Below are 24563 nucleotides of genomic sequence, written 5' to 3' on the forward strand. Positions count from 1 at the left end.
TATAAAAAAATCCTTCTTATCACACGATAAGAAGGATTTTCTGTTTTATTTCCCTGCGACATTCAAACGGTTTAATGCCCGTTTTAATGCGAGTTCCGCCCGGCGTACATCACTTTCATTCGGGTGGTTCAAATGCTCTTCTGCACGCTGTTTCGCTGCTTTCGCACGATCTACATCAACTTTTTCTGATGTTTCAGCAGCCTGAGCAAGAATGGTCACTTGGTCTGGACGAACTTCAACAAAGCCGCCACTGACTGCAACCAATTCAGTTGAGTCACCTTTTTTTAAGCGAACTGCACCGATTTTTAGCGGAGCAACCGTTGGAACGTGGCCAGCTAGAATTCCAAGCTCACCGTTTTCAGCTCTCACACTGACCATTTCCACATCCGCTTGATACACTGGGCCGTCGGGAGTAACGATATTGACTTGAACGGTCTTCATGCTTTTACCCTCCTAAGGACCAGATTAGGCCTCTACACCCATCTCTTTCGCTTTCTCAATCACTTCTTCAATGCGACCAACTAGACGGAACGCATCTTCAGGAAGATGATCATATTTACCAGATAAGATTTCCTTGAAGCCTTCAACAGTTTCCTTCAAAGGTACATAAGAACCTTTTTGACCAGTAAACTGCTCAGCTACGTGGAAGTTTTGAGATAGGAAGAATTGAACACGACGTGCTCTGCTTACGATCAATTTGTCTTCTTCAGACAATTCATCCATCCCTAAGATAGCAATAATATCTTGAAGTTCTTTATAGCGCTGAAGTGTTTGTTGTACTTCACGCGCAATAGCATAATGCTCTTCTCCAACAATTTCAGGTGCAAGTGCACGAGAAGTTGACGCAAGAGGATCAACCGCTGGGTAGATACCCATTTCTGTCAGTTTACGCTCAAGGTTTGTTGTCGCATCAAGGTGAGCGAACGTTGTTGCAGGAGCCGGATCCGTATAGTCATCGGCAGGTACATAGATCGCTTGAATTGATGTAACTGATCCAACGTTTGTCGATGTGATACGCTCCTGAAGCTGACCCATTTCAGTTGCAAGTGTTGGCTGGTAACCTACCGCAGATGGCATACGTCCAAGAAGGGCTGATACTTCAGAACCTGCTTGTGTAAAACGATAGATGTTATCGATGAAGAACAGAACGTCCTGTCCTTGCTCATCACGGAAATGCTCAGCCATTGTCAAACCAGTTAACGCAACACGCATACGTGCACCTGGTGGCTCGTTCATTTGACCGAAGACCATCGCTGTTTTTTCGATAACTCCAGAGTCTTTCATTTCATAGTAAAGGTCGTTTCCTTCACGTGTGCGCTCTCCAACACCAGCGAATACTGAGATACCGCCATGTTCTTGTGCGATGTTGTTGATCAATTCTTGAATAAGAACTGTTTTACCTACACCTGCTCCACCGAACAGACCGATTTTTCCACCTTTGATGTAAGGGGCAAGTAGGTCAACAACTTTAATTCCCGTTTCAAGAATTTCAACTTCTGTTGAAAGTTGATCAAAAGATGGCGCTTGTCTATGAATCGGATCTCTTTGAGCTTCCGCTTTCAATGGCTCATCTAAGTCAATGTTTTCTCCAAGTACGTTGAATACACGTCCAAGCGTGACATTTCCAACTGGTACTGAAATTGGTGAACCTAGATCGACAGCTTCCATTCCACGTTTAACACCATCTGTAGATGCCATCGCAATGGTTCTAACTGTATCGTCACCTAAATGTAGTGCTACTTCAAGGGTTAATTCGATATCAACTTCACTTTCGCTTTCCGCTTTATGTGAAACTTTGATCGCATTATATATCTCAGGTAAGTGACCATCTTCAAAACGAACGTCTACAACTGGTCCCATGATCTGACTGATGCGTCCTTTTTTCATTGCATTCCCTCCTGACAATTATTTCTATTCTAAGGCGGCTGCTCCACCGACAATTTCTGTAATTTCTTGCGTAATCGCCGCTTGACGAGCACGGTTGTATGAGAGTGTTAAGTTGTCAATTAATTCTTTTGCGTTGTCTGTTGCGCTCTTCATTGCTGTCATTCTCGCAGCATGTTCACTTGCTTTACTATCAAGAAGCGCACCGAAAATCAAACTTTCTGCATACTGAGGAAGAAGGACTTCAAGAATTTCTTCTTCTGAAGGCTCAAACTCATATGATGCGGAACGTTTATCTGATTTTGTGACTGAAAGATCAGTAAGCGGCAATAATTTTTTCTCTGTTACTTCTTGAGAGATTGCGCTAACATAATGGTTATAGTACATATAAAGCTCATCAAATGCTTCATCTGAGAACATTTGAACTGTACTGCTTGCCAACTCTTTAATGTCAGCAAATGCCACCTCGTCTCCAAGACCTGTTACTTCAGAAATCACCGGAATACCGCGCTTTTTGAAGAAATCGCGACCGATTTTACCAATGACAATCACTGCATACTCATCGTTTGATGTATGACGAGATTGAATGGTTTGGTAAGCGGCACGCAAAATCGAGTTGTTAAAAGGTCCCGCAAGTCCTCTATCAGACGTAATGACGAGATAGCCTGTCTTCTTAACTGGTCTTGATAAAAGCATTGGATGCTTTGAGTTCGTTCCTGTTGCAACAGCAGCCACGACCTCTTGGATTTTTTCCATATAAGGTACGAATGACTTCGCATTGTTCTCTGCTCTGTTCAACTTTGCTGCTGAAACCATTTGCATCGCTTTTGTGATCTGACTCGATTTTTTCGTTGACGTGATCCTTGACTTAATATCGCGTAATGAGGCCAAAGAATTCACCACCTTTTTTCAGGAATCCGTGTTCATTTACGTGAAAAGAGAGAAAAAGAGAATCTTTTTCTCTCAGAAAGATTACAAATTAGTTACTTGGTGCAAACGTACGTTTAAACCCTTCGATTGCTGCTTTCCAGTCTTCATCAGCAGGCATATTTCCTGTTTGAGAGATTGTATCAAGCAAGTCTTTATGGTTTTCATCAAGATATAAGAATAGCTCTGATTCGAAACGATTTACATCTGCAACCGCAATGTCATCTAGGTATCCTCTTGTTAATGCATAAAGAATCGCAACCTGTTTTTCAACTTTAAGCGGTTTGTTTAAGTCCTGTTTTAGAACTTCAACTGTACGTGCCCCTCTGTTTAATTTCGATTGAGTGGCTTGATCAAGGTCTGATCCGAACTGAGCGAACGCTTCAAGCTCACGATAAGAAGCAAGATCCAGACGAAGTGTACCTGCTACTTTTTTCATTGCTTTAATTTGGGCAGATCCACCAACACGTGAAACTGACAAACCTGCGTTTACCGCTGGACGGACACCTGAGAAGAAGAGATCAGATTGCAAGAAGATCTGTCCATCTGTAATCGAAATAACGTTTGTTGGGATATATGCAGAAATATCGCCTGCTTGTGTTTCTACGAAAGGCAATGCCGTAATAGAGCCGCCTCCCTTTGCATCACTAAGCTTCGCTGCGCGCTCCAATAAACGAGAGTGAAGATAGAAAACATCACCAGGGAATGCCTCACGACCTGGAGGACGACGAAGCAATAGTGAAAGCTCACGATAAGCTGCCGCTTGTTTAGAAAGATCATCATATACAACAAGTACGTGCTTGCCGTTATACATGAACTCCTCACCCATTGTGACACCCGCATAAGGAGCAAGGTAAAGAAGTGGAGCTGGTTGTGATGCAGAAGCAGTCACGACAATCGTGTAATCAAGTGCACCATGCTTACGAAGTGTTTCTACAACACCACGAACTGTAGATTCTTTTTGCCCAATTGCTACATAAATACAGATCATGTTTTGATCTTTTTGGTTTAAAATTGTATCGATCGCAACAGATGTTTTACCTGTTTGACGGTCACCGATGATCAATTCACGCTGTCCGCGGCCAATTGGAATCAAGGCATCAATTGCTTTAATCCCTGTTTGAAGCGGCTCATGTACAGATTTACGATCCATAACGCCTGGCGCTTCACTTTCGATTGGACGAGTTTTGCTTGTTAAAATTGGGCCTAAGCCATCAACAGGCTGACCAAGTGGGTTCACAATACGACCGATGAGCTCTTCACCGACTGGAACCTCCATGATACGTCCTGTACGTTTTACGTCATCACCTTCGCGGATATCTTTGTAAGGTCCTAAAATAACGATACCTACGTTAGACTCCTCAAGGTTTTGAGCCATACCCATTACACCGTTAGAGAATTCAACCAATTCTCCCGCCATAATGTCGTCAAGGCCATGTACACGCGCGATACCGTCCCCTACTTGGATGACTGTACCGACATCTTTTACTTCAATTTCAGATTGATAGTTTTGGATTTGCTGCTTTATCAGCGCGCTAATCTCTTCAGCTTTGATACTCACTAAGGTTTCACCCCTTCTAACGATTTTCGCCTGCAAGTTGACGTTCAATGCGTGAAAGTTTTCCACTTACACTGCCGTCATAAATGCGGTTTCCGATACGGATTTTCACTCCGCCTATTAAATCCTTGTCAATCACGTTTTCAATACGAAGTGATGTGACGCCGGCTTTTTTGGCAAATACTTCAGATATTGATTGAATTTCAGGACCGCTTAGTGGTTTCACTGAGTACACGATCGCATCCTCTGTAAGTCTAGTACGGTTTGCTAGTTTCACAAACTCTTCTGTCATCTCAGGGATGATATTCGTGCGACGGCGGTCGATTAGTAAATAGAGCATGTGCAAGACATGTGTTGAAACACCTTGTAAAGCTTGAGCAATTAAGGTCTTCTTTTTGTTTGCAGAGATTTTCGGATGGACAAGAAAGTCATTCAGCTCTTTTTCAGCTTTTAGAACTTTTTTGATCTCATTTAGCTCTTTTTCAGTTTCGTCTACTGCCGAAGAAGCAAGAACGATGTCAAAAAGAGCAGAAGCGTAACGCTTAGAGACAATTGTTACGCTCATCGGCTTTCGCCTGCCTCTTTAAGGTAGTCTTGAATCAGTTTTTCCTGTGCTTGTTCATCAAGCTCTTTTTCAATCACTTTAGATGCAATCAAGACAGAAAGTGATGCAACTTGTTCACGTAGTGCGGCAACAGCTTGTTCTTTCTCTTTCACGATTTCAGTTCTAGCCGCTTCTTTTAAACGCTCTGATTCCTGACGCGCAGTATGAATAATTTCTTCTTTTTGCTTTTCGCCAAGTTTCTTTGCATTTTCGATCATCATATGAGACTCTTCTCTAGCTTCTTTTAATAACACGCGTTGCTCTTCAAGAAGCTTTTCAGCCTCTTCACGTTTTAGTTCAGCACTTGAAATTTCATTTCCTATATGATCTTCACGCTGTTGCATAATCCCTAGTAAAGGCTTAAGCGCATATTTCTTTAAAAGCGCAAGCAAGATAAGCAAAGCTACAAGTTGGAAAAGCATGTCCCCACCTGTAAATACGCCACCACCTGCTCCTAGTACCATTGGTAACTGTGACATTTTTGTAAGGCAACTCCCTTCTTCAAGTTAATTGTTAAGAAACCAATAAAACATAAAGGAATGGCGAAGGTTCTGTCTAGAATGATCTTCGCCATTTCATTTCATATAGTGCAGTTCTTAACACATTAACCAAAGAATGCAAGGAATGCGATAACTACTGCGATGATCGGAACAGCCTCAACTAATGCAACCCCGATGAACATAACTGTTCTTAGTTCTCTTCCAGCTTCTGGCTGACGAGCGATACCTTCTACTGTTCTTGAAACGATTAATCCGTTACCAATACCTGCACCTAGTGCTGCTAAACCAATTGCAATTGCTGCTGCTAACATACTCATTTATAAAGCTCCTCCTTTAATTTACGTCCGTGTATGGACAAGAAAATTTTGATTTTAGTGTTCATCGCTGACTTTATGTGAGATATACACCATTGTCAGCATTGTGAAGATAAATGCTTGGATGGCTCCGATAAATAAACTAAATCCTTGCCAAGCAAGCATTGGCACAATCGCACCAATCGTTCCGACGATGCCAAGCCCAATGTTATGAGCATAGAAATTAACTGATAATCCCGCAATCAGACCAAGTAGAATTTCTCCAGCAAAGATATTACCATAAAGACGCAAACCAAGCGTTAATGTGTTTGCAAATTCTTCAATTATCTTAAGTGGAAATAGAAACGGAATCGGCTCGAGGAAACCTTTCACATAATTCTTCATTCCTCTATGTTTAATCCCATAATAATGAGATAGACCCACAACAGTAATAGCTAAAGTCAGCGTAATGCCTGGATCGGCTGTAGGTGATTTCCACCAAAGCTCATCCCCGATTGTGATGGCAAATGGTAAGCCAAGCATGTTGGAGACAAATATGTACATAAGCAATGTCACACCCAGTGCGATAAACGGGGCACCTGTCTTCATGTCCATGGAACTTCCGATGATATTACGTACGAAATCAACAACCCATTCCATGAAGTTTTGTGCTTTAGTAGGCCGGATTGCCAATCTACGTGTCGTTAAAACTGCGATTAAAAATACAATGATGCTGGCTACAGTGATCATAAGGACATTGGACATGTTGAATGTTAATCCTAGAAATTCTTCTGTTCTTGCACCGTGGTTCAAAGAGTATTCACCTCTCTTCCGTAGTAGAGCGTTTTAGCTGAATGAAGGAATCTATCATAATGACAGGATAAATTGTCATTAAACCAATAACAACGCCTGCCAGATGAACATATTCTGGATAGCGCCAAGCAATGGCACCTGCGATCAGTCCGTTGCACCATCTTGCCGCACTTCCTAGAGAACGAATAGGTTTACCCGTTTCAATGGAGTGATCAAAGGCTCGCATTCTCTGCAAAATCAGCAGTAAATTAAAGAAACTGAAGATCGTGCCGATAATTAAACCAAGAAATATTGTTTTATAGCTTGGCAGCGCATATCCTAAAACGAAAATAGCCAAGAGATATAACATATATTTACTTTGCCTGCGAAAAATCTGTTTAGGATCATCCATTAAATATCTGTCTCCTGATGAAGAATATTGTGAAAAAAGGCAAAAAATGGTGATTAAACCCGAGTAGAAGACCCTTATAGTAAGGAGTCCAGTTCAAAAAAAACCAATCACCCAATTGTCTGTTTTTGGAATCAGACTTGACATCTTAAGATCTATGGGATTCTGCTTCATTCGCTGATATGAACCTGTTTTATTTGGGTTTTTTTAGGATTCACAATGAGGATTAATAGAGTGCTATAGGCTATGAAAACCTTACCATAATACCCTCGTTTAGCATACAATAGCCTCTATGATGTGTCAATCCGTTGAAAGTTAAAAAACTTTTCTATAATGACGGAGCACACAGAATGTTCACATTTTCAACACACTTTATTAAAAACATCTCGCTTTTTGTACAAAAAGCGATTCTTTCAGGATAAATCACAGCAACAAATGTGCTTTTCCTTGATGAGAATGTGTTGCTAAATATAAAAAAGGCGAACAATCTTCTGAAAAACAAAAGTCATGTACGGATTTCATACATGACCTTTATTTGCTTAAATTGTTATTTTGTACCATACATACGATCGCCTGCGTCGCCAAGCCCCGGAACGATGTAACCTTTTTCATTTAACTTCTCATCAAGTGCTGCAATATAGATATCTACATCTGGGTGATGCTTTTGCATTTCTTCTACACCTTCAGGAGCTGCAATGAGACACATGAAGCGGATGTTTTTTGCACCACGCTTTTTGAGACTGTTTAATGCTTCTACTGCTGAACCACCAGTGGCAAGCATTGGATCTACCACAATAAATTCGCGCTCTGCCACATCAGATGGAAGTTTTACATAATATTCTACTGGCTTTAATGTTTTCGGATCACGATATAAACCAACATGTCCTACTTTCGCCGCTGGAATGAGCTTCAAAATTCCGTCTACCATTCCAAGACCAGCTCTTAGGATCGGAACAACACCTAGTTTTTTACCTGAAATCACATTTGATTTTGCTACTTGTACTGGTGTTTCAACATCTACCTCTTCAAGTGGCAAATCTCTTGTGATTTCAAATGCCATTAACGTCGCTACTTCATCCACTAGCTCTCTAAATTCTTTTGTTCCTGTTTTTACGTCACGAATATATGTAAGCTTGTGCTGAATGAGCGGGTGATCAAATACGTAAACCTTTGCCATCGCTTGCTACAACTCCTTTTCTGTCATCTTCCGGTGAACTTTGCACACTTCCTACAATTCTACAGAAAAATACATCGTCTTTCAATATGATTCGCAAATCCTACAAAAAAAACCCACATGCCAAATATAGGCAAATGGGTCCGCTTTTTAATAATCTAACTCTTTATAAAGAGGGAAACGAGCTGTTAACTCAGATACACGTTTTTTCGCCTCTTCTAATTTCGCTTCATCTTCATGGTTTTTCAGTGCAAGTGCAATGATAGAACCGACTTCTTTCATTGCTTCTTTATCAAAACCACGGCTTGTTACAGCGGCTGTACCTACACGTACACCACTTGTAACAAATGGTTTTTCTGGATCATAAGGAATTGCATTTTTGTTTACTGTGACGCCAATTTCATCAAGTACGTTTTCTGCAATTTTTCCTGTAATACCGAGAGAACGCAAATCAATAAGAACAAGATGGTTATCTGTTCCGCCTGATACAAGCTGAATATCTTCAGATAGAAGAGTTTCAGCAAGCTGTTTAGCATTTTCAATGACGTTCTTCGCATATGTTTTGAAATCACCGTTCAATACTTCACCGAAAGAAACAGCTTTCGCAGAGATAACATGCATAAGTGGTCCACCTTGGATGCCAGGGAAGATAGACTTGTCGATCTTTTTGCCAAACTCTTCACGACAAAGGATCATCCCGCCACGAGGTCCACGCAATGTTTTGTGTGTTGTTGTTGTCACAAAATCAGCGTAAGGAACTGGATTCGGATGAAGACCTACTGCTACAAGACCAGCAATATGAGCCATATCCACCATGAAATACGCACCAACTTCATCGGCAATCTCACGGAACTTCTTAAAATCAATTTGACGAGGGTAAGCACTTGCACCAGCAACGATGAGTTTAGGCTTATGTGTACGTGCTTTTTCAAGTACATCTTGATAATCAATATGCTGTGTTTCTTTGTCGACACCGTACTCAACAAAGTTATACTGCACACCACTAAAGTTAACAGGACTACCATGTGTTAAATGTCCACCATGAGATAAGTTCATTCCTAAAACAGTATCTCCATGTTCAAGAATCGTAAAGTACACCGCCATGTTTGCTTGAGCACCAGAATGTGGCTGTACGTTTACATATTCAGCGCCAAAGATCTCTTTTGCGCGATCACGTGCAATATCTTCAACAATGTCGACATATTCACAACCGCCATAATAGCGTCTGCCAGGATATCCTTCTGCATATTTGTTCGTTAAGACAGAGCCTTGTGCTTCCATGACCGCTTCGCTTACGAAGTTTTCTGATGCAATTAATTCGATTTTGTCCTGTTGGCGTTTCCGTTCTTGTTGAATTGCTTTGAATACTTGTGCGTCTTGCTCAGGTAAATGTTTCATCAGCGAATCCTCTCCAATCTATTTCCATTCGATGTTTTCACCATCTCATTGTACACGGTTTTTGAGTGAAATGTAAAAGTTTTTTTTAGAAAATCGACTTCATTTTTATGAAAACACGAATATTCAAGCAGTAAAGCGCCTTCAACATTCAACATTATATTAAAAACATATGATCTTCTATTCCAATGTATATACCGCACGTTCGCCACCAATTAATTTAGGTCTCGTTCTTGCAAACGTCACATGTGCTTGTCCAAGACGATTCTTCTCTAGCCTAACAGGTACAGCAACACGCTTTAAATGCATGCCAATAAATGTATCACCAATATCAATACCTACATGGGCCGCAATTGTTTCTACTAGCACAGGATGTTCCATTTGTTTGTAAGCATACGCTGCCATTGAACCGCCCGCCTTCCGAACCGGTACTGCTGCGACCACCTCTAACTGAAGTCTGCAAGCAGTTTCTTCTTCTACCACTAGCGCTCGATTCAAATGCTCACAGCACTGGAAAGCCAGTTCAATTCCTGTCTCCTGCTTCAATGTTGCCAGCTCAGAAAAGATCGACTGCGCAATTTGTTCACTTCCAGATGTGCCGATATGTTCCCCTGCCACTTCTGATGTACTACAACCAATGACAAGAATTTGACCTCCGCGCAACTCCATTTTTTGATGAAACTCCTTTAGCATTTCAAACCAATCTTGACCAATGTTCATCATAGGCACTCCTTATAGGTGCTTTTCTTCATAATCAGTAATTTTACCGATTCGTAAAGCATGACGACCAGCTGTGAATTCTGTTGTCAGCCATACTTGTGCAATCTCTCTAGCAAGACCAGGTCCAATGACACGCTCTCCCATCGCAAGGATATTCGTATCATTGTGTTCACGAGTTGCCTTTGCACTAAATGTATCGTGCGCTAAAGCACATCTAATTCCTTTTACTTTGTTTGCTGAAATGCTCATTCCAATACCTGTCCCGCAGATTAAAATCCCTCGGTCTACTTCTCCGCTTACTACTTTATTCGCTACAGGGAATGCATAATCTGGATAATCCACAGATCCCGCTCCACATTCACAGCCCATATCAATATATTCAATATTTAACTCGTCCATCAGTTGTTTAATTTCTTCTCGAATATTCGTTCCACCGTGATCTGACGCAATTGCTACTTTCATGGGGCATTCCTCCTAAAGGTGAGTTGAAATCATGTATTTTCGTTTAATCATATTTACAGTTATATTTTACCCTCTGCCTCTCTTTTTGCAAACAAAAGCAGAAAAACCGTTTGATCAACGGTTTTATAAGTTGTTATCCATTTATTTAAAATGCCAGACCTAACTTTCTTTCTCTAGCTGTTCTGCTAGCTGATAGAGTAACACTTCTAACTCATCTCTTGTTTCTTGATAAATGCTTAGGCTTCCACCGAATGGATCGGATACATCGCCATCCATTCCTGTGGCAAATTCTTTTAGTGTGAACACCTTTCCTTTCGCCTGCCCATATTGCTCAAGGATAAACTGCTTATGCTGTGCTGTCATGGTGAAAATATAATCCGCTCCCTCTATGAGCTCCTCTGTCACCTTGGAGGAGGTATGATTGAGTGGAATGCTTTTCTCAAATAATGCTTCTACTGCTTGATAAGATGCTTTCCCATGATCAGATGCAAAAATACCGGCTGATTTCACCTTGACTTTTAAATGTTTTTCATCAGCAATTGAAGCAAAAAGGGCTTGAGCCATCGGACTTCTACATGTATTACCTGTGCAAACAAATAGGATATTCATTTTCCGCCCTCCTTTTCTTCTATTATATAGGAATATTGTCAAATTGGTATGTAAGAGGATTGGCTATAGAGGAAACAGCAACTTTATCCCAAACGACAATAATATGCTACCACCAAGCACACCACTGTATGCTCCCACCCATGAACGTACCTGCTTGCCTAATAAGAGCCCCACCCATGTGAGCATCATGCTAAAAAAACCAAATAATAAAATGGTCACAAGCACTCTTGAACCATATATACCAAGGCTTAAACCAACTGAAAAACTATCTAAACTAACACTAATAGCAAAAAGAAGTAAACCAGCTCCAACCGGGGCAATAAATGGGGTATCCTGTTTTTTGATCGCAGCAATCATCATTTGTAAGCCGAGCACCAAAAGCAACGAACCCCCTATATATGAAGCAAGCAGACCAAGCAGGCCTGATAATAGTTGCCCTGTTAACATACCTAAAAGCGGCATTAACATATGAAATAAACCAATCACCAGTCCAATGTACATGATTTGACGTACCCTTAATTGAATCATCCCCATGCCAAGCCCTACAGAAAAGGCATCCATCCCAAGCGCAAAAGCCATCATACTTAGTGTCAACAATTCTCCGGCTAGTCCGTTCATGTAAATCCCCCTTGGACACGCATTCTTCTTTAGCCTATGTTTGTCCAAAGGGGGTTAGAACTGTATGAATGCTATGAGAGAATTCGTCCTCCTGCCGCTTTTTGCAATCGATTCATAATGGCAGCTCCTACACCTTTATCAGAAAATCCTTCTGCAATAATGAGATCCACATCTGTTCCATCAAATTGTCTAAGAACATGATAAAGATTGGTAGCAATTGTTTCAGGTCGCTCTCTCCATCCACAGCTGTACACAACATCAGCAGAAAAAAGGTCCTTCTTTTCCTCAGTGGTCAGAACACCCACTTTACTGCCGTTGCTTCGGTATTGATCAATATGTGTTTGCATATCTACTTCATTCCCATAGAAAATATACATCTTTGCTTCAGGCGCATAATGTGCATATTTCATTCCTGGTGATACTGGCGCTTCGTCTTTTTTTGTTAAACCTGGGTCGATCTTTACTTCCCCTACTACTTGTTCAAGTGCTTCCTTTGTAATTCCACCCGGTCTTAAAATCACAGGAACATCCTCTATACAAGAAACAACTGTCGACTCTACCCCTATACCAGTAGGCCCACCATCTACTATTCCAGCAATCTTTCCATCTAAATCTGCTACAACATGTTCAGCTTGTGTTGGGGATGGCTTTCCAGAACGATTGGCACTCGGCGCTGCAATAGGTAGACCCGTTTCACGAATCAAATCAAGCGCAACAGGGTGATCTGGCATTCTAACCCCAACTGTGGATAAACCCGCGGTGACCTGTTTTGACAACGCTCCTTCTTTACAAGGAAGAACAATGGTTAAAGCCCCTGGCCAAAAAGCGTCCATGAGAGCTTGAGCTTTTTCATTCGTCACTTCAGCAAATGCATGAAGCTGTTCAATATCTGCAATGTGCACAATCAGCGGATTATCGCTTGGTCGTCCCTTTGCTTCATAAATTTTCATGACTGCTTCTGCTTCTTTTGCATTAGCGCCTAGTCCATACACAGTTTCAGTCGGAAAAGCAACAACTTCATTCTTTCGCAACAACTCAGCCGCCTGTTTAATTTGTGGATGGTATGTGGATAAATCACTTTCTAAATCCACAAGCCATCTTTTTGTCTTCATCATCATACAAACTCCTTTTAAAAAAGATAAAACCGTTGATATATCTCAATTATCCTGTTGAAAGTATAAAAGATGCTGATGAATAAAACAAGCGTTATCCACAATTTGTGGATAACGCTTGTTAAACAGTGGATAAGTATGTGTATAATTCCGTTATATGTGGTTAACTAACCTGTTTTTGTAGCACGACAGCATGTTGCATTTCTAACGAGTCTTTCGCATGCTGGGAAGTCCACATACTTTCTGGTATTTCGTTAGAAGGCTCAAATCCCATCAATTCTAGAAAATCCACACGAGACATTTGATTGGCAACAACATAGAACGAGGCAATGCCCTGTTTTTCTCCAAGGGTCTGCACACTTTGGAACAATGAGACGATATGACCTTGTCCCAGTTTGTCCGATATAACAAGTGAACGTAGCAAGCCTTCTTGTTCATTCAGCTTCTCAAGACCAAGACAGCCTGCCAGCTCATGATTTGCATCCTCCATTACAACAAACTGCGTGTGACTCATATTCAATAAACCCGTTTTTGCATGACCTCTTTTTAAAAAGGCTTCGATGGCGGCATGATCATCCTCTGTCGCTATTCTTAATTGATAAAACATGTTTTCACCTCATTTTTTTCTCTTACATCAACTCTATGAGACGAAACCGGATTTATACCAATTGTTAAGAGAAAAGGTTTGTGACCCATTCAACGATAAAGAATTTCACTTCACCTTCGTCTTCCTTCTCTTCTTTGACAACCTCATTTACAGGCTCTTTTGTTTGATTCTCTTCAACCTGCTGCGTTTCTTGACCTTCTCCATCCCCTTCAGGAGAAACGATTGCTTCTCCGTTTGAAAAGTCTAAGAAGCACAATGGTGGAAATAAAACGCACCACCAATTCGCCCCTTCTCCCTCACCAAGGGTAATCAGAATGGCTTCGTACTTGCCAGCAGGATAAACAAAGTTCCCATATAACTTTGTTGGAAAAGATACTTTTTCAAAGGTGACAGAGACGGATTGATGGATATTTTGTTCTTTCATTTTTTCTTTGGCGATTTGATTCATTTCTGGCAGCTTCGCACGAATGATAGTTCTTGCTTGTTCGATTGAAGTTAAGTCTTTGACCCATTCCGTCATACTTGCATTGACTTCATCTCGAATGCTTCGCTTGAGCTCTTGATCTGCCGCGCGATCACTGTTTGCCAAAATACGTAACCGAATGGCTTCATCTGGAATGACGACTTGCTGATTAGTAGACGCCTTTGCCGTATCCTCATTTCCTAAATTCATTAGTGCGCCGAATAATAGTAGAAACATATAAAAACAAATCATGGATTTCTTTTGTAACATGGTGAAATTCCCCCCGCTTTTAACTTTGCTACACACAGTGTGTCCAGGAATTCCATGTTGTAAACAGAGAAAATAAATGTTTTAGTAGATTATCAGATACATGAAAAAAACCGCTCCTTCATATGAACGGTTCTTGAATAATTATGATTGATAATCAGATGGGAACAACCTGCCATCCCAGTCTCTGCTGATTTTCAATCCATCCTTTGTTTGAATCACAGTCATCTGCCCTTTTTTCTCAATTTCTTTTTTAATCTTTCCTTTCTGGTCAATCAGTTGGATGACCATATCATAGTCAAATTCAATTCTGTCATCGCTTTCATCTGAAGGTGTGAATTTTATTTCTTTCAGTTTGATTTGACAGTCTTGGTCTTTCGCAGCCTCTAATACACTCGGGAACATGCTATCCTCAGTGTATTCTTGGTATTCATGCTCTGTTAAGTAGTATTGAAGTTGCTTTTTTAAATTAGAAATGTCATCTGTTCGGTTTACTGTGTATTGGACCTTTTTGAAGCTTTCTCCGAATGCAATTGCCTCTTTTTTAAAATGAGATTTGCCACAAGCACTAACGACCAACAGTACACTGACGATGACCAACATCATCGTATACTTTCTATTCACACGTTTCTCTCCTTCACGACAATTTTATGTAAAAACTCAATTATTATCAGAATGTTCATTCACTACTTTATATACGATTCTCTTTTACCATAAGTTTCATTTTTACATAATAAAATAGTCCGACTTTATTTAGCCGGACTTTTCGTTTGAATGTGTGCACAAACCGCTCGATCTTTTCCATTGATGTCTTTGACGATCTGGACATCAGTAGAAGGAAATGCTTGCAATAAGAGCGTTTGGACATCCTGCGCTTGTGTATGACCAATTTCAAAAACAACAATCGCTTCATCTTTTAAAACCCGATATAGGTCTTTAGTCATTCGTTTATAGAACCAGAGTCCATCTCGCCCATCTGTGAGTGCATGTGTTGGTTCATATTTTGTCACAACGGTTGATAAACCTTCCATTTCCTCCTGTGCAATATAAGGGGGATTGGATATGAACAAATCCACTTTTAACTTATGAGAGACGATTGGGTCAAGCAAATCTCCCTGTAAAAACTGCACATTTGCACTGAGAGTTTGATTGTTTCGTTTCGCTACTTCTAATGCTTCTTTGGATATATCTGATGCCGTCACTGACATGCCTTTCTTTTCAAGCGCAAGTGTAATGGCAATTGCTCCGCTACCAGTTCCAACATCAACAGCCGATAATTCCTGATCATTGGGAAATACTTTTTCAAGCATTTCCAATGCAGCCAATACCACTTCTTCTGTTTCAGGTCTTGGAATCAGTACATGTTCATTAACTTCAAATGATCGTCCATAAAACATTTCAGACCCCGTTAAATGCTGCACAGGTATCCCTTTCTCATGCTGTTTAACCAATTCGAAGAAATACCTGTCTCGCTCACTTGGCATGTCGTCATGAAAGCTAACAAGGAGCTCACTTCTACTCTTTTCCAGTACATGCATGAGCAGAATTTCCGCTGCATTTTGGTCCCTTCCCACTGCCGTTAACAAAGAAGAAGCCCACTTGAGGGCTTCAAATATCGTTCTTTGTTTAAGACTGTGCATGCTGGAGTTTTCTTGATTGATCTTCAACGATTAATGCGTCAATGACTTCATCAAGTTTACCTTCTAATATTTGATCAAGCTTTTGAATCGTCAAACCAATACGGTGATCCGTCACTCGGTTTTGCGGGAAGTTATACGTACGGATACGCTCTGAACGATCTCCTGTTCCAACTGCTGATTTACGCGTTTGATCATATTCTGCTTGTGCTTCACGCTGGAACTTGTCATAAATTCTTGCACGCAATACCTTCATTGCTTTTTCTTTGTTTTTAATTTGCGATTTTTCATCCTGACAGGAAACGACCACACCTGTTGGAACGTGAGTCAATCTGACGGCTGACATGGTCGTGTTTACACTTTGACCACCAGGTCCGCTAGAAGCAAATGTATCAACACGGATGTCTTTTTCATGAATGTCTACTTCCACTTCTTCCGCCTCAGGTAAGACAGCAACTGTTGCAGTAGATGTATGAATACGTCCACCAGACTCTGTTTCAGGAACACGCTGGACACGGTGAGCGCCATTTTCAAACTTAAGTTTTGAATATGCACCGCTACCACTAATCATGAAAATAATTTCTTTATAGCCGCCTGTACCTGTCACACTTGCTTCCATGACTTCCGTTCTCCATCCCTGCATTTCAGCATATCGGCTATACATACGGTAAAGGTTACCAGCGAATAACGCTGCTTCTTCTCCTCCTGCCGCTCCTCTGACCTCCACAATAACGTTTTTGTCATCGTTTGGATCTTTTGGAATCAACAGAACCTTTAATTTTTCTTCTAAACGTTCACTTTCATCTGAAAGCTCAGAAATTTCTTCCTTTACCATTTCGCGCATGTCAGCATCTAATTTTTCCTCTAACATGGCTTTCGCTTCATTTAGCTGTTCATATGCTTCACGATAGCTTCTATATACCTCAACAGTTTCTTGGATATCAGATTGTTCCTTTGAATATTCCCGAAGCTTCTTAGGATCATTCACTACTTCTGGGTCACTCAAATATTCATTTAACTTTTCATATCGTTCTTCGATTGATTTTAAACGGTCTAACATGGCCTTCACCTCTGTTTTGTGCGTAACAGTCTAATTATAGTATAGCGGAGTATGACAGTCAAAAAAAATTCCAAGCAATTTCATCATATGCGTTTTTTTGCTAGAAAACACTTTATTTGACGAATTCTTACTTGTTTTGTCTAACGTGAAGGAGCGTGTCCCTTCCTGAAGAATGTAATTATCTAAACGAGAAAAGGGAGGTTGTTAAGATTGACTACAAGTGAAGTTGCAAAGGAATTCGACGTCTCGGTAAAAACAATTCAACGCTGGGTAAAACAACTCCATATCCCTGTCAGTCGGAATGAACTTGGACATTATGAATTTGATGAGGAAACGCTGACGCTCTTAAAACAAGTGAAACAACAAATGAATGAAGGTGTATTGCTTCAAGACATCAGGCTTTCCATAGATGGAGAAACGTCCATTCAGCTTGCTCCTTCAAGAGAGACAGATGATCACTCACAAAAAATAGCAGCACTTGAACAAACAATCAAGCAGATTCTTCATCAGCAATCACAATATACAGAGATTGAGCTGCGCCTAAAAGATATAGAGCGCAAATTAGCAAAAAAGGCCGACGAAGGGGTCTCTTATCAACTTCTACAACACCGTAGAGAAATTGAAGAGCTTGCCACTTGTTTAGAGAAATTAACGAACGATGAGGGAAACAAAAAGCATCTAGTAGAAGATAAGGAAACTGTCAGAGCAGAAGTAAAAAAGAAGCGAGTTCTTTTCCCTCTTTTCAATTCTTTTCGTTAAAAAGGCCGCCTAATGTAGGCAGCCTTTCTTCTATTTTATGCTGTGAGTGCGATAATAATCGGTAAAGTGATGAGTGACATGATCGCACTGATGACAAATGCCGAAGCTGTTTCTGCTTCCTGTTTTTCAAAGCGAGTTGCAATCATTGCCGCAACTGCTGACCCTGGGAAGGCAACAAGTAAGACAGCTTTTGTAATTTCATCAGCCGAAAGTCCCATTAAAATAGCGATCAAGTACATAAGAACAGGCTGAACCGCCACTTTTAGCAAAGCAATACTAAACGCTGGTAGGCTGAGTTTGATTTTGCGAATTCCGACAGTCACACCGACTGCGAATAGCGCAACCCCTGATGTAACGCTTCCGATTTCCTCTAACATTTCATGTCCGATTGCAGGGAGTTTAAAGCCGAGAAGAACAAGAACAATACTTGCAAGCGGTGCAAGCGCAAGCGGTTCTGATAAACCATGCAAAATCGCTTTCGTTGTCATTTTGAGGAAACTTTCTCCCTCTTTGCCTTTTCCTTTTGTTTTTTCACCGACAGTAGAGACGATGATTGCAATTGGGTCGAGCATCGCATTTACAACTATTCCGGTAATTGCAATCGGAATTGCAACTTCTTGAGCCCCAAATAAACTACCTAGGACCGGAATCCCCATAAATGCAAAGGTCGGCTGTGCTGAGTTTAACGAGAAGATAGAAGAATCCGTTAAATCATATTTAAAAGCAAATTTTGTAACGAAAAGTATAATGACATAAAAGCCGACGATCCCTATAACAAGTGCAGTAAAAAACGGAATTTGACTATAAAACTTATCTTTTGGCGTTGACAGAATACTGGCGATAAAATGTGCTGGTAAAGCATACTTCGTAACAAGTGTACTTACACCTTTTGCAGATTTAGCATCATAGCTGCCGAAATGACCTGCAAACCACCCCAGCGCGATAACAAAGAAGATCGGTGCTAGGAGGACCAATATATTTAGAAAATCCATGTTGTTCTTCCTCCTTCAAATCCTTCAAAACATTATTGATATGCGGTATCGCTTAGGATACCCTAAACAATACCGCATTACCCTCAAAAATTTATTTTGCTCTAACTATTTTTTTGTATTGCGGAATCCACATTGCATCTTTAATAGCTTGTTCGATGTTATCAGGCGTTTTTCTTGCAACACCATCTTTAATCGCTGCCTTTGCCACTTCAACTGCAACTCGAATTGATACTTCTTGAAGTTTATCAATGCTTGGCAGTAAACCAGCGCCTGGCTTTTCATGATCAACCATTTCAGCTATAGCATCAGCTGAAGCAACAAACATGCTTTTGGTGATAATTTTAGATTCTGTTACGATCGAACCAAGTCCAAGACCTGGGAATACAAATGCGTTGTTTGATTGACCAATTTCATATTCAATTTCGTTGTATTCAAAGTTTTCAAACGGGCTTCCAGTTGCAACTAAAGCACGACCTTCTGTCCATTTGAATAGATCTTCAGGTACAGCTTCTGCAAGTGGTGTTGGGTTAGACATTGGCATAATCACAGGACGCTCTGTATGAGCTGCTATTTCTTTAATGATACTTTCTGTGAATGCTCCGCCTTGACCAGATGTACCGATAAGGATCGTTGGTTTTACACGACGAACTGCTTCAGCAAAGGAAATTTGTCCTTTTTCATCGCGCTCCCATCCTTCTACTTCAACAGAAGAGCGTAAGTATGGTTTCTGGAAGTCAAAAACTTCGTCTTCAAACTGATCTGTTAGAAGTCCTCTGTAATCAAGCGTCCAGAATGCATTGTTTGCTTCTTCTTCAGTAAGTCCTTCAAGAATCATCTTGTCACGAATTTGATCTGAAATTCCGATACCGGCTGATCCTGCTCCGAAGATCATCACGCGGTGGTTTTTCAACTGAGTACCTGTTTTCTTGACAGCTGCAAGGACACCCGCTAAAGTAATAGCACCAGTACCTTGAATATCATCGTTGAATGTGAGGATGTTGTCATTGTATTTCTTCATGATGTTACGTGCATTTTTGTTCCCAAGGTCTTCCCAGTGAAGCAATGCTTTCGGGAAGAATTTCAGTGCTGCTTTTACATAAGCGTCAATGAACTCTTCATACTTCTCACCTTGTACACGTTTGTGCTCATTTCCGATGTATAATGGGTCGTTCAATAATTTCTCGTTGTTTGTTCCAACATCTAACACAACTGGGATAACACGGCTTGGATCAATACCTGCTGCCGCTGTGTACACAGCCAATTTACCGATTGCGATGTTAATACCACCTACGCCCCAGTCACCAATTCCAAGTATGCTTTCAGAATCAGTTGCAACGATTAAGTCAATGTCTCCTGCAGTTGCATGCAGATTTTCAAATGCTTTTTCAATGCCGTCAATGTTGTTGATGGAAAGATATATACCATGAGGTCTTCTATATTCATGGCTATATTCTTGAATGGCTTCACCAACAGTTGGTGTGTAGACAACAGGTAGCATTTCACGCAGATGATCTGTTAACAGTTTGTAGAACAATACTTCATTACGGTTTTGCAAGTCGCTCAAGTAAACATTTTGACGAAGGCGATCTGGCTGAGCAAGAAACTGCTTGTACGCTCTTTCTGCTTGCTGTTCAAGTGTAAGAACAGTTGGAGGCAGCAATCCTTCTAAGCCAAGTTCTTGTCTTTCTTCTTGTGAAAAAGCAACGCCTTTATTCAACGTCGGGATCGATAATACATCTTTACCTGTCAATGTCGTCTCGAGATAACCTTCTTTTGTTCTCTTCACGTTGTTCATCAAAAAATACCCTCTTTCTAAAATATAAATAAAAGTTAATTATTAACCAGAAGAATGATTAAGGAGATAATCCTTAATCAAAAAAATTATGACAAGAAATCGAACTTTTCGTCTAAATGCTTTACACTACAGTTAGTCATTTTATGCCTGCTTTTGTCATAACGCAAGCAATGGACATTAGATAATTTTTTCATAGTGTTTTTTAATTTATTTAACTACAAATAATGAGTGCTAAAGCCAAAAAACACGATAGACAAAACGCAGCGGCATTTGCTATTTTAAATTGTCAAGTGTTGTATCCACATCTAATGTTGGTACTTCATGGTGGTGTCTACATCTCGCTTCATATGATTCCTGTGCACCAACTAAAATAATTGGATCATCGAAAGAAGCAGGCTTCCTGTCTATCAAACGTTGTGTTCTACTCGCTGGGGAGCCGCATACCGAACAAACTGCTTGAAGCTTCGTCACAAGCTCTGCTCGTGCCATTAAATTCGGAACAACACCAAATGGCTCGCCTCTAAAGTCTTGATCAAGACCTGCCACAATAACTCGGTAGCCTTTATCAGCCAATTGAGTGACAATATCGATGATGGTTTCATCAAAGAATTGCACCTCATCAATGCCAATGACATCTGTTTCTTCTGATATGTGCGCTAATATGTCTTTTGGCGAGGCGACTGATAATCCATCCACTGATGAACCGTTATGAGACACAACTGAACTTGTACTATAGCGATTATCAATGGCAGGTTTGAATATTTTTACTTCTTGTTTGGCAAAAGTGGCTCTTTTGACTCTCCGAATCAATTCCTCCGATTTTCCAGAAAACATACTGCCGCAGATGACTTCAAGCCAACCGCTTTGTTTCATCACATACATATGGTCTTCTCCCCCGTTCTAGGTGTTCCATCAATACACGTAAAAAAACAGGCAAGAACGGATTCCTGCCTGTTTATTGTATCTATTATTACTTAAGACCGTATTTTTTGTTAAAGCGGTCAACACGTCCATCTGCAGAAGCGAATTTTTGACGACCTGTATAAAAAGGATGGCACTCAGAGCAAATCTCAATGCGAATCTCTTCTTTTACTGATCCAGTTTCAAACTCATTTCCACAAGCGCATTTGACTGTAGCTTTTTTGTAGTTAGGATGAATTCCTGTTTTCATCTACTGTCATCTCCTTCCGCCCTGAATCCAATTCGGAAACAGAGTTATTATTTCAGAGTAAATCTGAAACGCACATGAACAAATTATAACAGTGCAAGTCTATGATTGCAAATGTATTTTTTCAGCATTTACCTTCTAGTTGCAGACATATTTGCCTGCTTCCATTCCTGTGTGAGAATATCAAAGAACTCTTGGTTTGTTTTCGTTTTTCTCATTTTTCGCATAAATTTCTCAGCGAAATCTGGTGTATCTGACATTGATTTTCTCATCGCCCACAGGCGGTCAAGGTGCTCTTTAGGCATAAGCAGCTCTTCTTTTCTCGTTCCTGAACGGCGAATATCGATGGCAGGGAATATTCTTCTTTCCGCAAGTGCACGATCCAAGTGAAGCTCCATGTTACCAGTTCCTTTAAATTCCTCATAAATAACATCATCCATACGTGATCCTGTATCAACAAGTGCGGTTGCAAGAATCGTTAAACTTCCGCCCTCTTCAATATTACGCGCTGCACCAAAGAATCGTTTTGGGCGGTGGAATGCGGCAGGATCAATCCCTCCAGAAAGTGTTCTGCCACTCGGCGGGATGACGAGATTGTAAGCACGGGCAAGTCTTGTAATACTGTCCATTAGGATAATGACATCTTTTTTATGCTCAACAAGACGCATAGCACGTTCAAGCACAAGCTCTGCTACTTTAATGTGGTTCTCTGGCACTTCATCAAAGGTTGAGCTTACAACATCACCTGCAACAGATCGTTCAATATCTGTAACTTCCTCTGGACGCTCATCAATTAACAGAACAATGAGTTCTGCTTCTGGGTGGTTTTCAGAGATGCTGTTTGCAATTTCCTTCAAAAGAATGGTTTTTCCTGCTTTAGGCGGGGCAACAATTAATCCACGTTGTCCAAATCCAACCGGTGCCATCATATCCATAATTCTTGTGGACACGTGGTTTGGTTGTGTTTCAAGGATCATTTGACGATCAGGGAATAGCGGTGTGAGTGCAGGAAAGTGTACACGTTCCTTTGCAGATTCCGGGTCGTCCCCGTTTACCGCTTCAACATGAAGGAGGCCATAGTAGCGTTCATTTTCTTTTGGAGGGCGAACCTTTCCGGAAACTTTGTCTCCGTTCCGCAAGTCAAAGCGTCTGATTTGAGAAGCAGAAATGTAAATATCTTCAGAGCTAGGTGAATAGTTGATTGGTCTTAAGAAACCAAACCCCTCTGATTGGATAATTTCTAGAACCCCTTCCATAAATAAGAGATCCTCTTGTTCTGCGTTTGCTTTCAGAATGGCAAAAATCAATTCTTTTTTTGTTAGTTTGCTGTAATAAGAGATTTTATAGCGTCTTGCTAACTCATACAGCTCTTTTAATTTCATATTTTCCAAAGATGAAATCGAGACATCTTTCAATATGGACACCACGCTTTTCCAGTCAATGTATTTCATTACAAATGCATGACCATTGTATTTGATTAGCTTTTTTAAACGAATTCCGCTTTTTTAGGATTTACCTAGCTCTATTGATAACGCTCCAACTCGTTATATCATATAAAGTAGGAACATGTGAATTGAGCTTTTAAATAGAGAAGGACAATGAGTATATCGTCATGATGCGGCAGTATTTAAACTTATTGAAGCTTAAAAGAAGTAAATTCGCAGAAAATTTCGCAGCACTCTTTAGTTTTACCTCATTTGCGGAGATTATTCAACTTTAATAGGCAAATGATATAAATTTGACACCTATATGAAAAGCGGGTAATACATACCCGCTCTGTTTTTATTACGGACGAATGACAAGGTTTGGTTTTTTCTTAAGACTATGTCTACCATCAACAAAACGAACAGTTCCTGATTTTGCACGCATAACGACACTGTGTGTTGTGCCAACAGATCCTTTAAATTGCACGCCTTTTAACAGTTCACCATCAGTTACACCAGTTGCAGCGAAAATGGCGTCATCGCCTTTTACAAGGTCTTCCATACGAAGAACTTTACCTACATCGAGACCCATTTTTTCGCAGCGTCTTAACTCTTCTTCACTTTGAGGAAGTAGTCTCCCATGGATTTCTCCGCCAAGTGCTTTAAGTGCAACAGCAGATAAGACTCCTTCAGGCGCACCACCAGAACCAAATAAAATATCAACACCTGTATGATCAAAGGCTGTATTGATTGCCCCTGCTACATCGCCATCGTTGATTAATTTAATTCTTGCCCCTGCTGCTCTAAGCTCAGCAATAATCTTTTCATGACGTTCTCTGTTTAAAACGGTGGCAACAACGTCTTCAATGTCTTTATTTTTTGCTTTCGCTACAGCACGTAAGTTATCAATCACAGGGGCTTCAATATCGATGCAGCCGACAGCTTCTGGACCAACTGCGATTTTATCCATGTACATATCAGGTGCATTTAGCAAGTTGCCATGATCAGCTACTGCAATCACTGCAAGTGCATTCCAGCCACCACTTGCGACAATATTTGTACCTTCCAATGGATCAACTGCCACGTCAACACGAGGGCCATAGCCGTTCCCAAGCTTTTCCCCGATATAAAGCATTGGTGCTTCGTCCATTTCACCCTCACCAATGACAACTGTCCCTTTCATTGGAATTGTATCAAACACATCACGCATAGCGCTTGTTGCCGCATCATCTGCTTCATCTTTTTTGCCTCTGCCCATCCAACGTGCAGATTTAAGTGCAGCTGCTTCTGTCACCCGTACTAGTTCCATCGATAAACTTCTTTCCATTTTTGTC

Annotated in this window: 28 protein-coding genes; 1 reads left to right on the forward strand and 27 read right to left on the reverse strand. The window is 40.7% G+C overall.

The genetic code is table 11. The features are described from left to right. Positions 1-45: 45 nt before the first annotated feature. From ACQKEZ_RS08310 to prfA, 21 genes are all read right to left on the reverse strand, one after another. On the reverse strand, positions 46-441 hold the full coding sequence (locus tag ACQKEZ_RS08310) for a F0F1 ATP synthase subunit epsilon (protein WP_427299829.1): 396 nt from the start codon (positions 439-441) through the stop codon (positions 46-48). A 24-nt stretch (positions 442-465) separates the two neighbouring features. Then, positions 466-1887, reverse strand: coding sequence for a F0F1 ATP synthase subunit beta (gene atpD, locus ACQKEZ_RS08315; protein WP_427299830.1), 1422 nt, complete (start codon positions 1885-1887; stop codon positions 466-468). 24 nt (positions 1888-1911) lie between these two features. Continuing rightward, positions 1912-2775, reverse strand: coding sequence for a F0F1 ATP synthase subunit gamma (locus tag ACQKEZ_RS08320; RefSeq protein ID WP_427299831.1), 864 nt, complete (start codon positions 2773-2775; stop codon positions 1912-1914). 88 nt (positions 2776-2863) lie between these two features. After that, positions 2864-4372 carry a F0F1 ATP synthase subunit alpha gene (atpA, locus tag ACQKEZ_RS08325; protein WP_427299832.1) on the reverse strand — a complete coding sequence of 503 codons (1509 nt, stop codon included), beginning with the start codon at positions 4370-4372 and terminating at the stop codon, positions 2864-2866. 16 nt (positions 4373-4388) lie between these two features. Next, positions 4389-4934 (reverse strand): F0F1 ATP synthase subunit delta, encoded by a 546-nt coding sequence (locus tag ACQKEZ_RS08330; protein ID WP_427299833.1) that lies wholly within the window; start codon positions 4932-4934, stop codon positions 4389-4391. Then, a complete protein-coding gene (gene atpF / locus ACQKEZ_RS08335; RefSeq protein ID WP_427299834.1) occupies positions 4931-5452 on the reverse strand; it encodes a F0F1 ATP synthase subunit B in 522 nt (173 codons plus the stop codon). Before atpF ends, ACQKEZ_RS08330 begins: the two co-directional genes overlap by 4 nt. Before the next feature lie 125 nt (positions 5453-5577). Then, entirely contained in the window at positions 5578-5790 is a 213-nt protein-coding gene (gene atpE / locus ACQKEZ_RS08340) for a F0F1 ATP synthase subunit C (protein WP_427299835.1), read from the reverse strand. Positions 5791-5844: 54 nt separating this feature from the next. Beyond that, the gene (gene atpB, locus ACQKEZ_RS08345) at positions 5845-6579 is read right to left on the reverse strand and encodes a F0F1 ATP synthase subunit A (protein ID WP_427299836.1); all 735 of its coding nucleotides are present in this window, start codon (positions 6577-6579) and stop codon (positions 5845-5847) included. A gap of 7 nt (positions 6580-6586) precedes the next feature. Continuing rightward, entirely contained in the window at positions 6587-6970 is a 384-nt protein-coding gene (locus ACQKEZ_RS08350; RefSeq protein ID WP_427299837.1) for an ATP synthase subunit I, read from the reverse strand. Between the two features lie 544 nt (positions 6971-7514). Then, positions 7515-8144: a uracil phosphoribosyltransferase gene (gene upp, locus ACQKEZ_RS08355; RefSeq protein ID WP_427299838.1), complete on the reverse strand. Its 630-nt coding sequence runs from the start codon at positions 8142-8144 to the stop codon at positions 7515-7517. Positions 8145-8291: 147 nt separating this feature from the next. Next, positions 8292-9539: a serine hydroxymethyltransferase gene (gene glyA, locus ACQKEZ_RS08360; RefSeq protein ID WP_427299839.1), complete on the reverse strand. Its 1248-nt coding sequence runs from the start codon at positions 9537-9539 to the stop codon at positions 8292-8294. Between the two features lie 177 nt (positions 9540-9716). Continuing rightward, entirely contained in the window at positions 9717-10259 is a 543-nt protein-coding gene (locus tag ACQKEZ_RS08365; protein ID WP_427299840.1) for a TIGR01440 family protein, read from the reverse strand. A gap of 9 nt (positions 10260-10268) precedes the next feature. Continuing rightward, positions 10269-10718 (reverse strand): ribose 5-phosphate isomerase B, encoded by a 450-nt coding sequence (rpiB, locus tag ACQKEZ_RS08370; RefSeq protein WP_427299841.1) that lies wholly within the window; start codon positions 10716-10718, stop codon positions 10269-10271. Between the two features lie 159 nt (positions 10719-10877). Then, the gene (locus ACQKEZ_RS08375) at positions 10878-11327 is read right to left on the reverse strand and encodes a low molecular weight protein arginine phosphatase (protein ID WP_427299842.1); all 450 of its coding nucleotides are present in this window, start codon (positions 11325-11327) and stop codon (positions 10878-10880) included. A 63-nt stretch (positions 11328-11390) separates the two neighbouring features. After that, positions 11391-11945: a manganese efflux pump MntP family protein gene (locus tag ACQKEZ_RS08380; protein WP_427299843.1), complete on the reverse strand. Its 555-nt coding sequence runs from the start codon at positions 11943-11945 to the stop codon at positions 11391-11393. 71 nt (positions 11946-12016) lie between these two features. Next, a complete protein-coding gene (locus ACQKEZ_RS08385; RefSeq protein WP_427300529.1) occupies positions 12017-13057 on the reverse strand; it encodes an L-threonylcarbamoyladenylate synthase in 1041 nt (346 codons plus the stop codon). Positions 13058-13220: 163 nt separating this feature from the next. Then, complete coding sequence (locus ACQKEZ_RS08390) at positions 13221-13664, reverse strand: GNAT family N-acetyltransferase (RefSeq protein ID WP_427299844.1); 444 nt, start codon at positions 13662-13664, stop codon at positions 13221-13223. Between the two features lie 64 nt (positions 13665-13728). Then, positions 13729-14397 (reverse strand): stage II sporulation protein R, encoded by a 669-nt coding sequence (spoIIR, locus tag ACQKEZ_RS08395; protein ID WP_427299845.1) that lies wholly within the window; start codon positions 14395-14397, stop codon positions 13729-13731. Positions 14398-14538: 141 nt separating this feature from the next. Further along, the gene (locus tag ACQKEZ_RS08400; protein ID WP_427299846.1) at positions 14539-15018 is read right to left on the reverse strand and encodes a hypothetical protein; all 480 of its coding nucleotides are present in this window, start codon (positions 15016-15018) and stop codon (positions 14539-14541) included. Positions 15019-15143: 125 nt separating this feature from the next. Beyond that, positions 15144-16034: a peptide chain release factor N(5)-glutamine methyltransferase gene (gene prmC / locus ACQKEZ_RS08405; protein ID WP_427299847.1), complete on the reverse strand. Its 891-nt coding sequence runs from the start codon at positions 16032-16034 to the stop codon at positions 15144-15146. Continuing rightward, the gene (gene prfA / locus ACQKEZ_RS08410) at positions 16021-17091 is read right to left on the reverse strand and encodes a peptide chain release factor 1 (RefSeq protein ID WP_427299848.1); all 1071 of its coding nucleotides are present in this window, start codon (positions 17089-17091) and stop codon (positions 16021-16023) included. Before prfA ends, prmC begins: the two co-directional genes overlap by 14 nt. A gap of 210 nt (positions 17092-17301) precedes the next feature. Here prfA and racA point away from each other — a divergent pair, with 210 nt between their 5' ends. Next, positions 17302-17850 (forward strand): chromosome-anchoring protein RacA, encoded by a 549-nt coding sequence (gene racA, locus ACQKEZ_RS08415; protein WP_427299849.1) that lies wholly within the window; start codon positions 17302-17304, stop codon positions 17848-17850. Positions 17851-17885: 35 nt separating this feature from the next. On the opposite strand, the gene ACQKEZ_RS08420 is transcribed toward racA, so the two are convergent. The 6 genes from ACQKEZ_RS08420 to glpX form a co-directional block, all read right to left on the reverse strand. Further along, a complete protein-coding gene (locus tag ACQKEZ_RS08420) occupies positions 17886-18842 on the reverse strand; it encodes an AEC family transporter (protein WP_427299850.1) in 957 nt (318 codons plus the stop codon). 91 nt (positions 18843-18933) lie between these two features. Beyond that, on the reverse strand, positions 18934-20637 hold the full coding sequence (gene malS, locus ACQKEZ_RS08425) for an oxaloacetate-decarboxylating malate dehydrogenase (RefSeq protein WP_427299851.1): 1704 nt from the start codon (positions 20635-20637) through the stop codon (positions 18934-18936). A 273-nt stretch (positions 20638-20910) separates the two neighbouring features. Then, entirely contained in the window at positions 20911-21519 is a 609-nt protein-coding gene (locus tag ACQKEZ_RS08430; protein WP_427299852.1) for a thymidine kinase, read from the reverse strand. A gap of 88 nt (positions 21520-21607) precedes the next feature. Beyond that, positions 21608-21808 carry a 50S ribosomal protein L31 gene (gene rpmE, locus ACQKEZ_RS08435; RefSeq protein WP_034318270.1) on the reverse strand — a complete coding sequence of 67 codons (201 nt, stop codon included), beginning with the start codon at positions 21806-21808 and terminating at the stop codon, positions 21608-21610. A 128-nt stretch (positions 21809-21936) separates the two neighbouring features. After that, positions 21937-23220: a transcription termination factor Rho gene (gene rho, locus ACQKEZ_RS08440; protein ID WP_427300530.1), complete on the reverse strand. Its 1284-nt coding sequence runs from the start codon at positions 23218-23220 to the stop codon at positions 21937-21939. Positions 23221-23590: 370 nt separating this feature from the next. Continuing rightward, positions 23591-24556, reverse strand: a complete 966-nt coding sequence (gene glpX / locus ACQKEZ_RS08445; protein ID WP_427299853.1) for a class II fructose-bisphosphatase — start codon at positions 24554-24556, stop codon at positions 23591-23593. Between the last annotated feature and the right edge of the window lie 7 nt (positions 24557-24563).

It is taken from the genome of Bacillus sp. NPDC077027, from assembly GCF_050269555.1.
Lineage (GTDB): Bacteria > Bacillota > Bacilli > Bacillales > Bacillaceae > Bacillus.

Coding starts and splice junctions, on each gene's coding strand:
- ACQKEZ_RS08310 (WP_427299829.1), bottom strand. CDS start 441: ATGAAGACCGTTCAAGTCAATATCGTTACTCCCGACGGCCCAGTGTAT.
- atpD (WP_427299830.1), bottom strand. CDS start 1,887: ATGAAAAAAGGACGCATCAGTCAGATCATGGGACCAGTTGTAGACGTT.
- ACQKEZ_RS08330 (WP_427299833.1), bottom strand. CDS start 4,934: ATGAGCGTAACAATTGTCTCTAAGCGTTACGCTTCTGCTCTTTTTGAC.
- atpF (WP_427299834.1), bottom strand. CDS start 5,452: ATGTCACAGTTACCAATGGTACTAGGAGCAGGTGGTGGCGTATTTACA.
- atpE (WP_427299835.1), bottom strand. CDS start 5,790: ATGAGTATGTTAGCAGCAGCAATTGCAATTGGTTTAGCAGCACTAGGT.
- ACQKEZ_RS08350 (WP_427299837.1), bottom strand. CDS start 6,970: ATGGATGATCCTAAACAGATTTTTCGCAGGCAAAGTAAATATATGTTA.
- upp (WP_427299838.1), bottom strand. CDS start 8,144: ATGGCAAAGGTTTACGTATTTGATCACCCGCTCATTCAGCACAAGCTT.
- glyA (WP_427299839.1), bottom strand. CDS start 9,539: ATGAAACATTTACCTGAGCAAGACGCACAAGTATTCAAAGCAATTCAA.
- ACQKEZ_RS08365 (WP_427299840.1), bottom strand. CDS start 10,259: ATGATGAACATTGGTCAAGATTGGTTTGAAATGCTAAAGGAGTTTCAT.
- rpiB (WP_427299841.1), bottom strand. CDS start 10,718: ATGAAAGTAGCAATTGCGTCAGATCACGGTGGAACGAATATTCGAGAA.
- ACQKEZ_RS08375 (WP_427299842.1), bottom strand. CDS start 11,327: ATGAATATCCTATTTGTTTGCACAGGTAATACATGTAGAAGTCCGATG.
- ACQKEZ_RS08380 (WP_427299843.1), bottom strand. CDS start 11,945: ATGAACGGACTAGCCGGAGAATTGTTGACACTAAGTATGATGGCTTTT.
- ACQKEZ_RS08385 (WP_427300529.1), bottom strand. CDS start 13,057: ATGAAGACAAAAAGATGGCTTGTGGATTTAGAAAGTGATTTATCCACA.
- ACQKEZ_RS08390 (WP_427299844.1), bottom strand. CDS start 13,664: ATGTTTTATCAATTAAGAATAGCGACAGAGGATGATCATGCCGCCATC.
- spoIIR (WP_427299845.1), bottom strand. CDS start 14,397: ATGTTACAAAAGAAATCCATGATTTGTTTTTATATGTTTCTACTATTA.
- prmC (WP_427299847.1), bottom strand. CDS start 16,034: ATGCACAGTCTTAAACAAAGAACGATATTTGAAGCCCTCAAGTGGGCT.
- prfA (WP_427299848.1), bottom strand. CDS start 17,091: ATGTTAGACCGTTTAAAATCAATCGAAGAACGATATGAAAAGTTAAAT.
- ACQKEZ_RS08420 (WP_427299850.1), bottom strand. CDS start 18,842: ATGGATTTTCTAAATATATTGGTCCTCCTAGCACCGATCTTCTTTGTT.
- malS (WP_427299851.1), bottom strand. CDS start 20,637: ATGAACAACGTGAAGAGAACAAAAGAAGGTTATCTCGAGACGACATTG.
- ACQKEZ_RS08430 (WP_427299852.1), bottom strand. CDS start 21,519: ATGTATGTGATGAAACAAAGCGGTTGGCTTGAAGTCATCTGCGGCAGT.
- rpmE (WP_034318270.1), bottom strand. CDS start 21,808: ATGAAAACAGGAATTCATCCTAACTACAAAAAAGCTACAGTCAAATGC.
- glpX (WP_427299853.1), bottom strand. CDS start 24,556: ATGGAAAGAAGTTTATCGATGGAACTAGTACGGGTGACAGAAGCAGCT.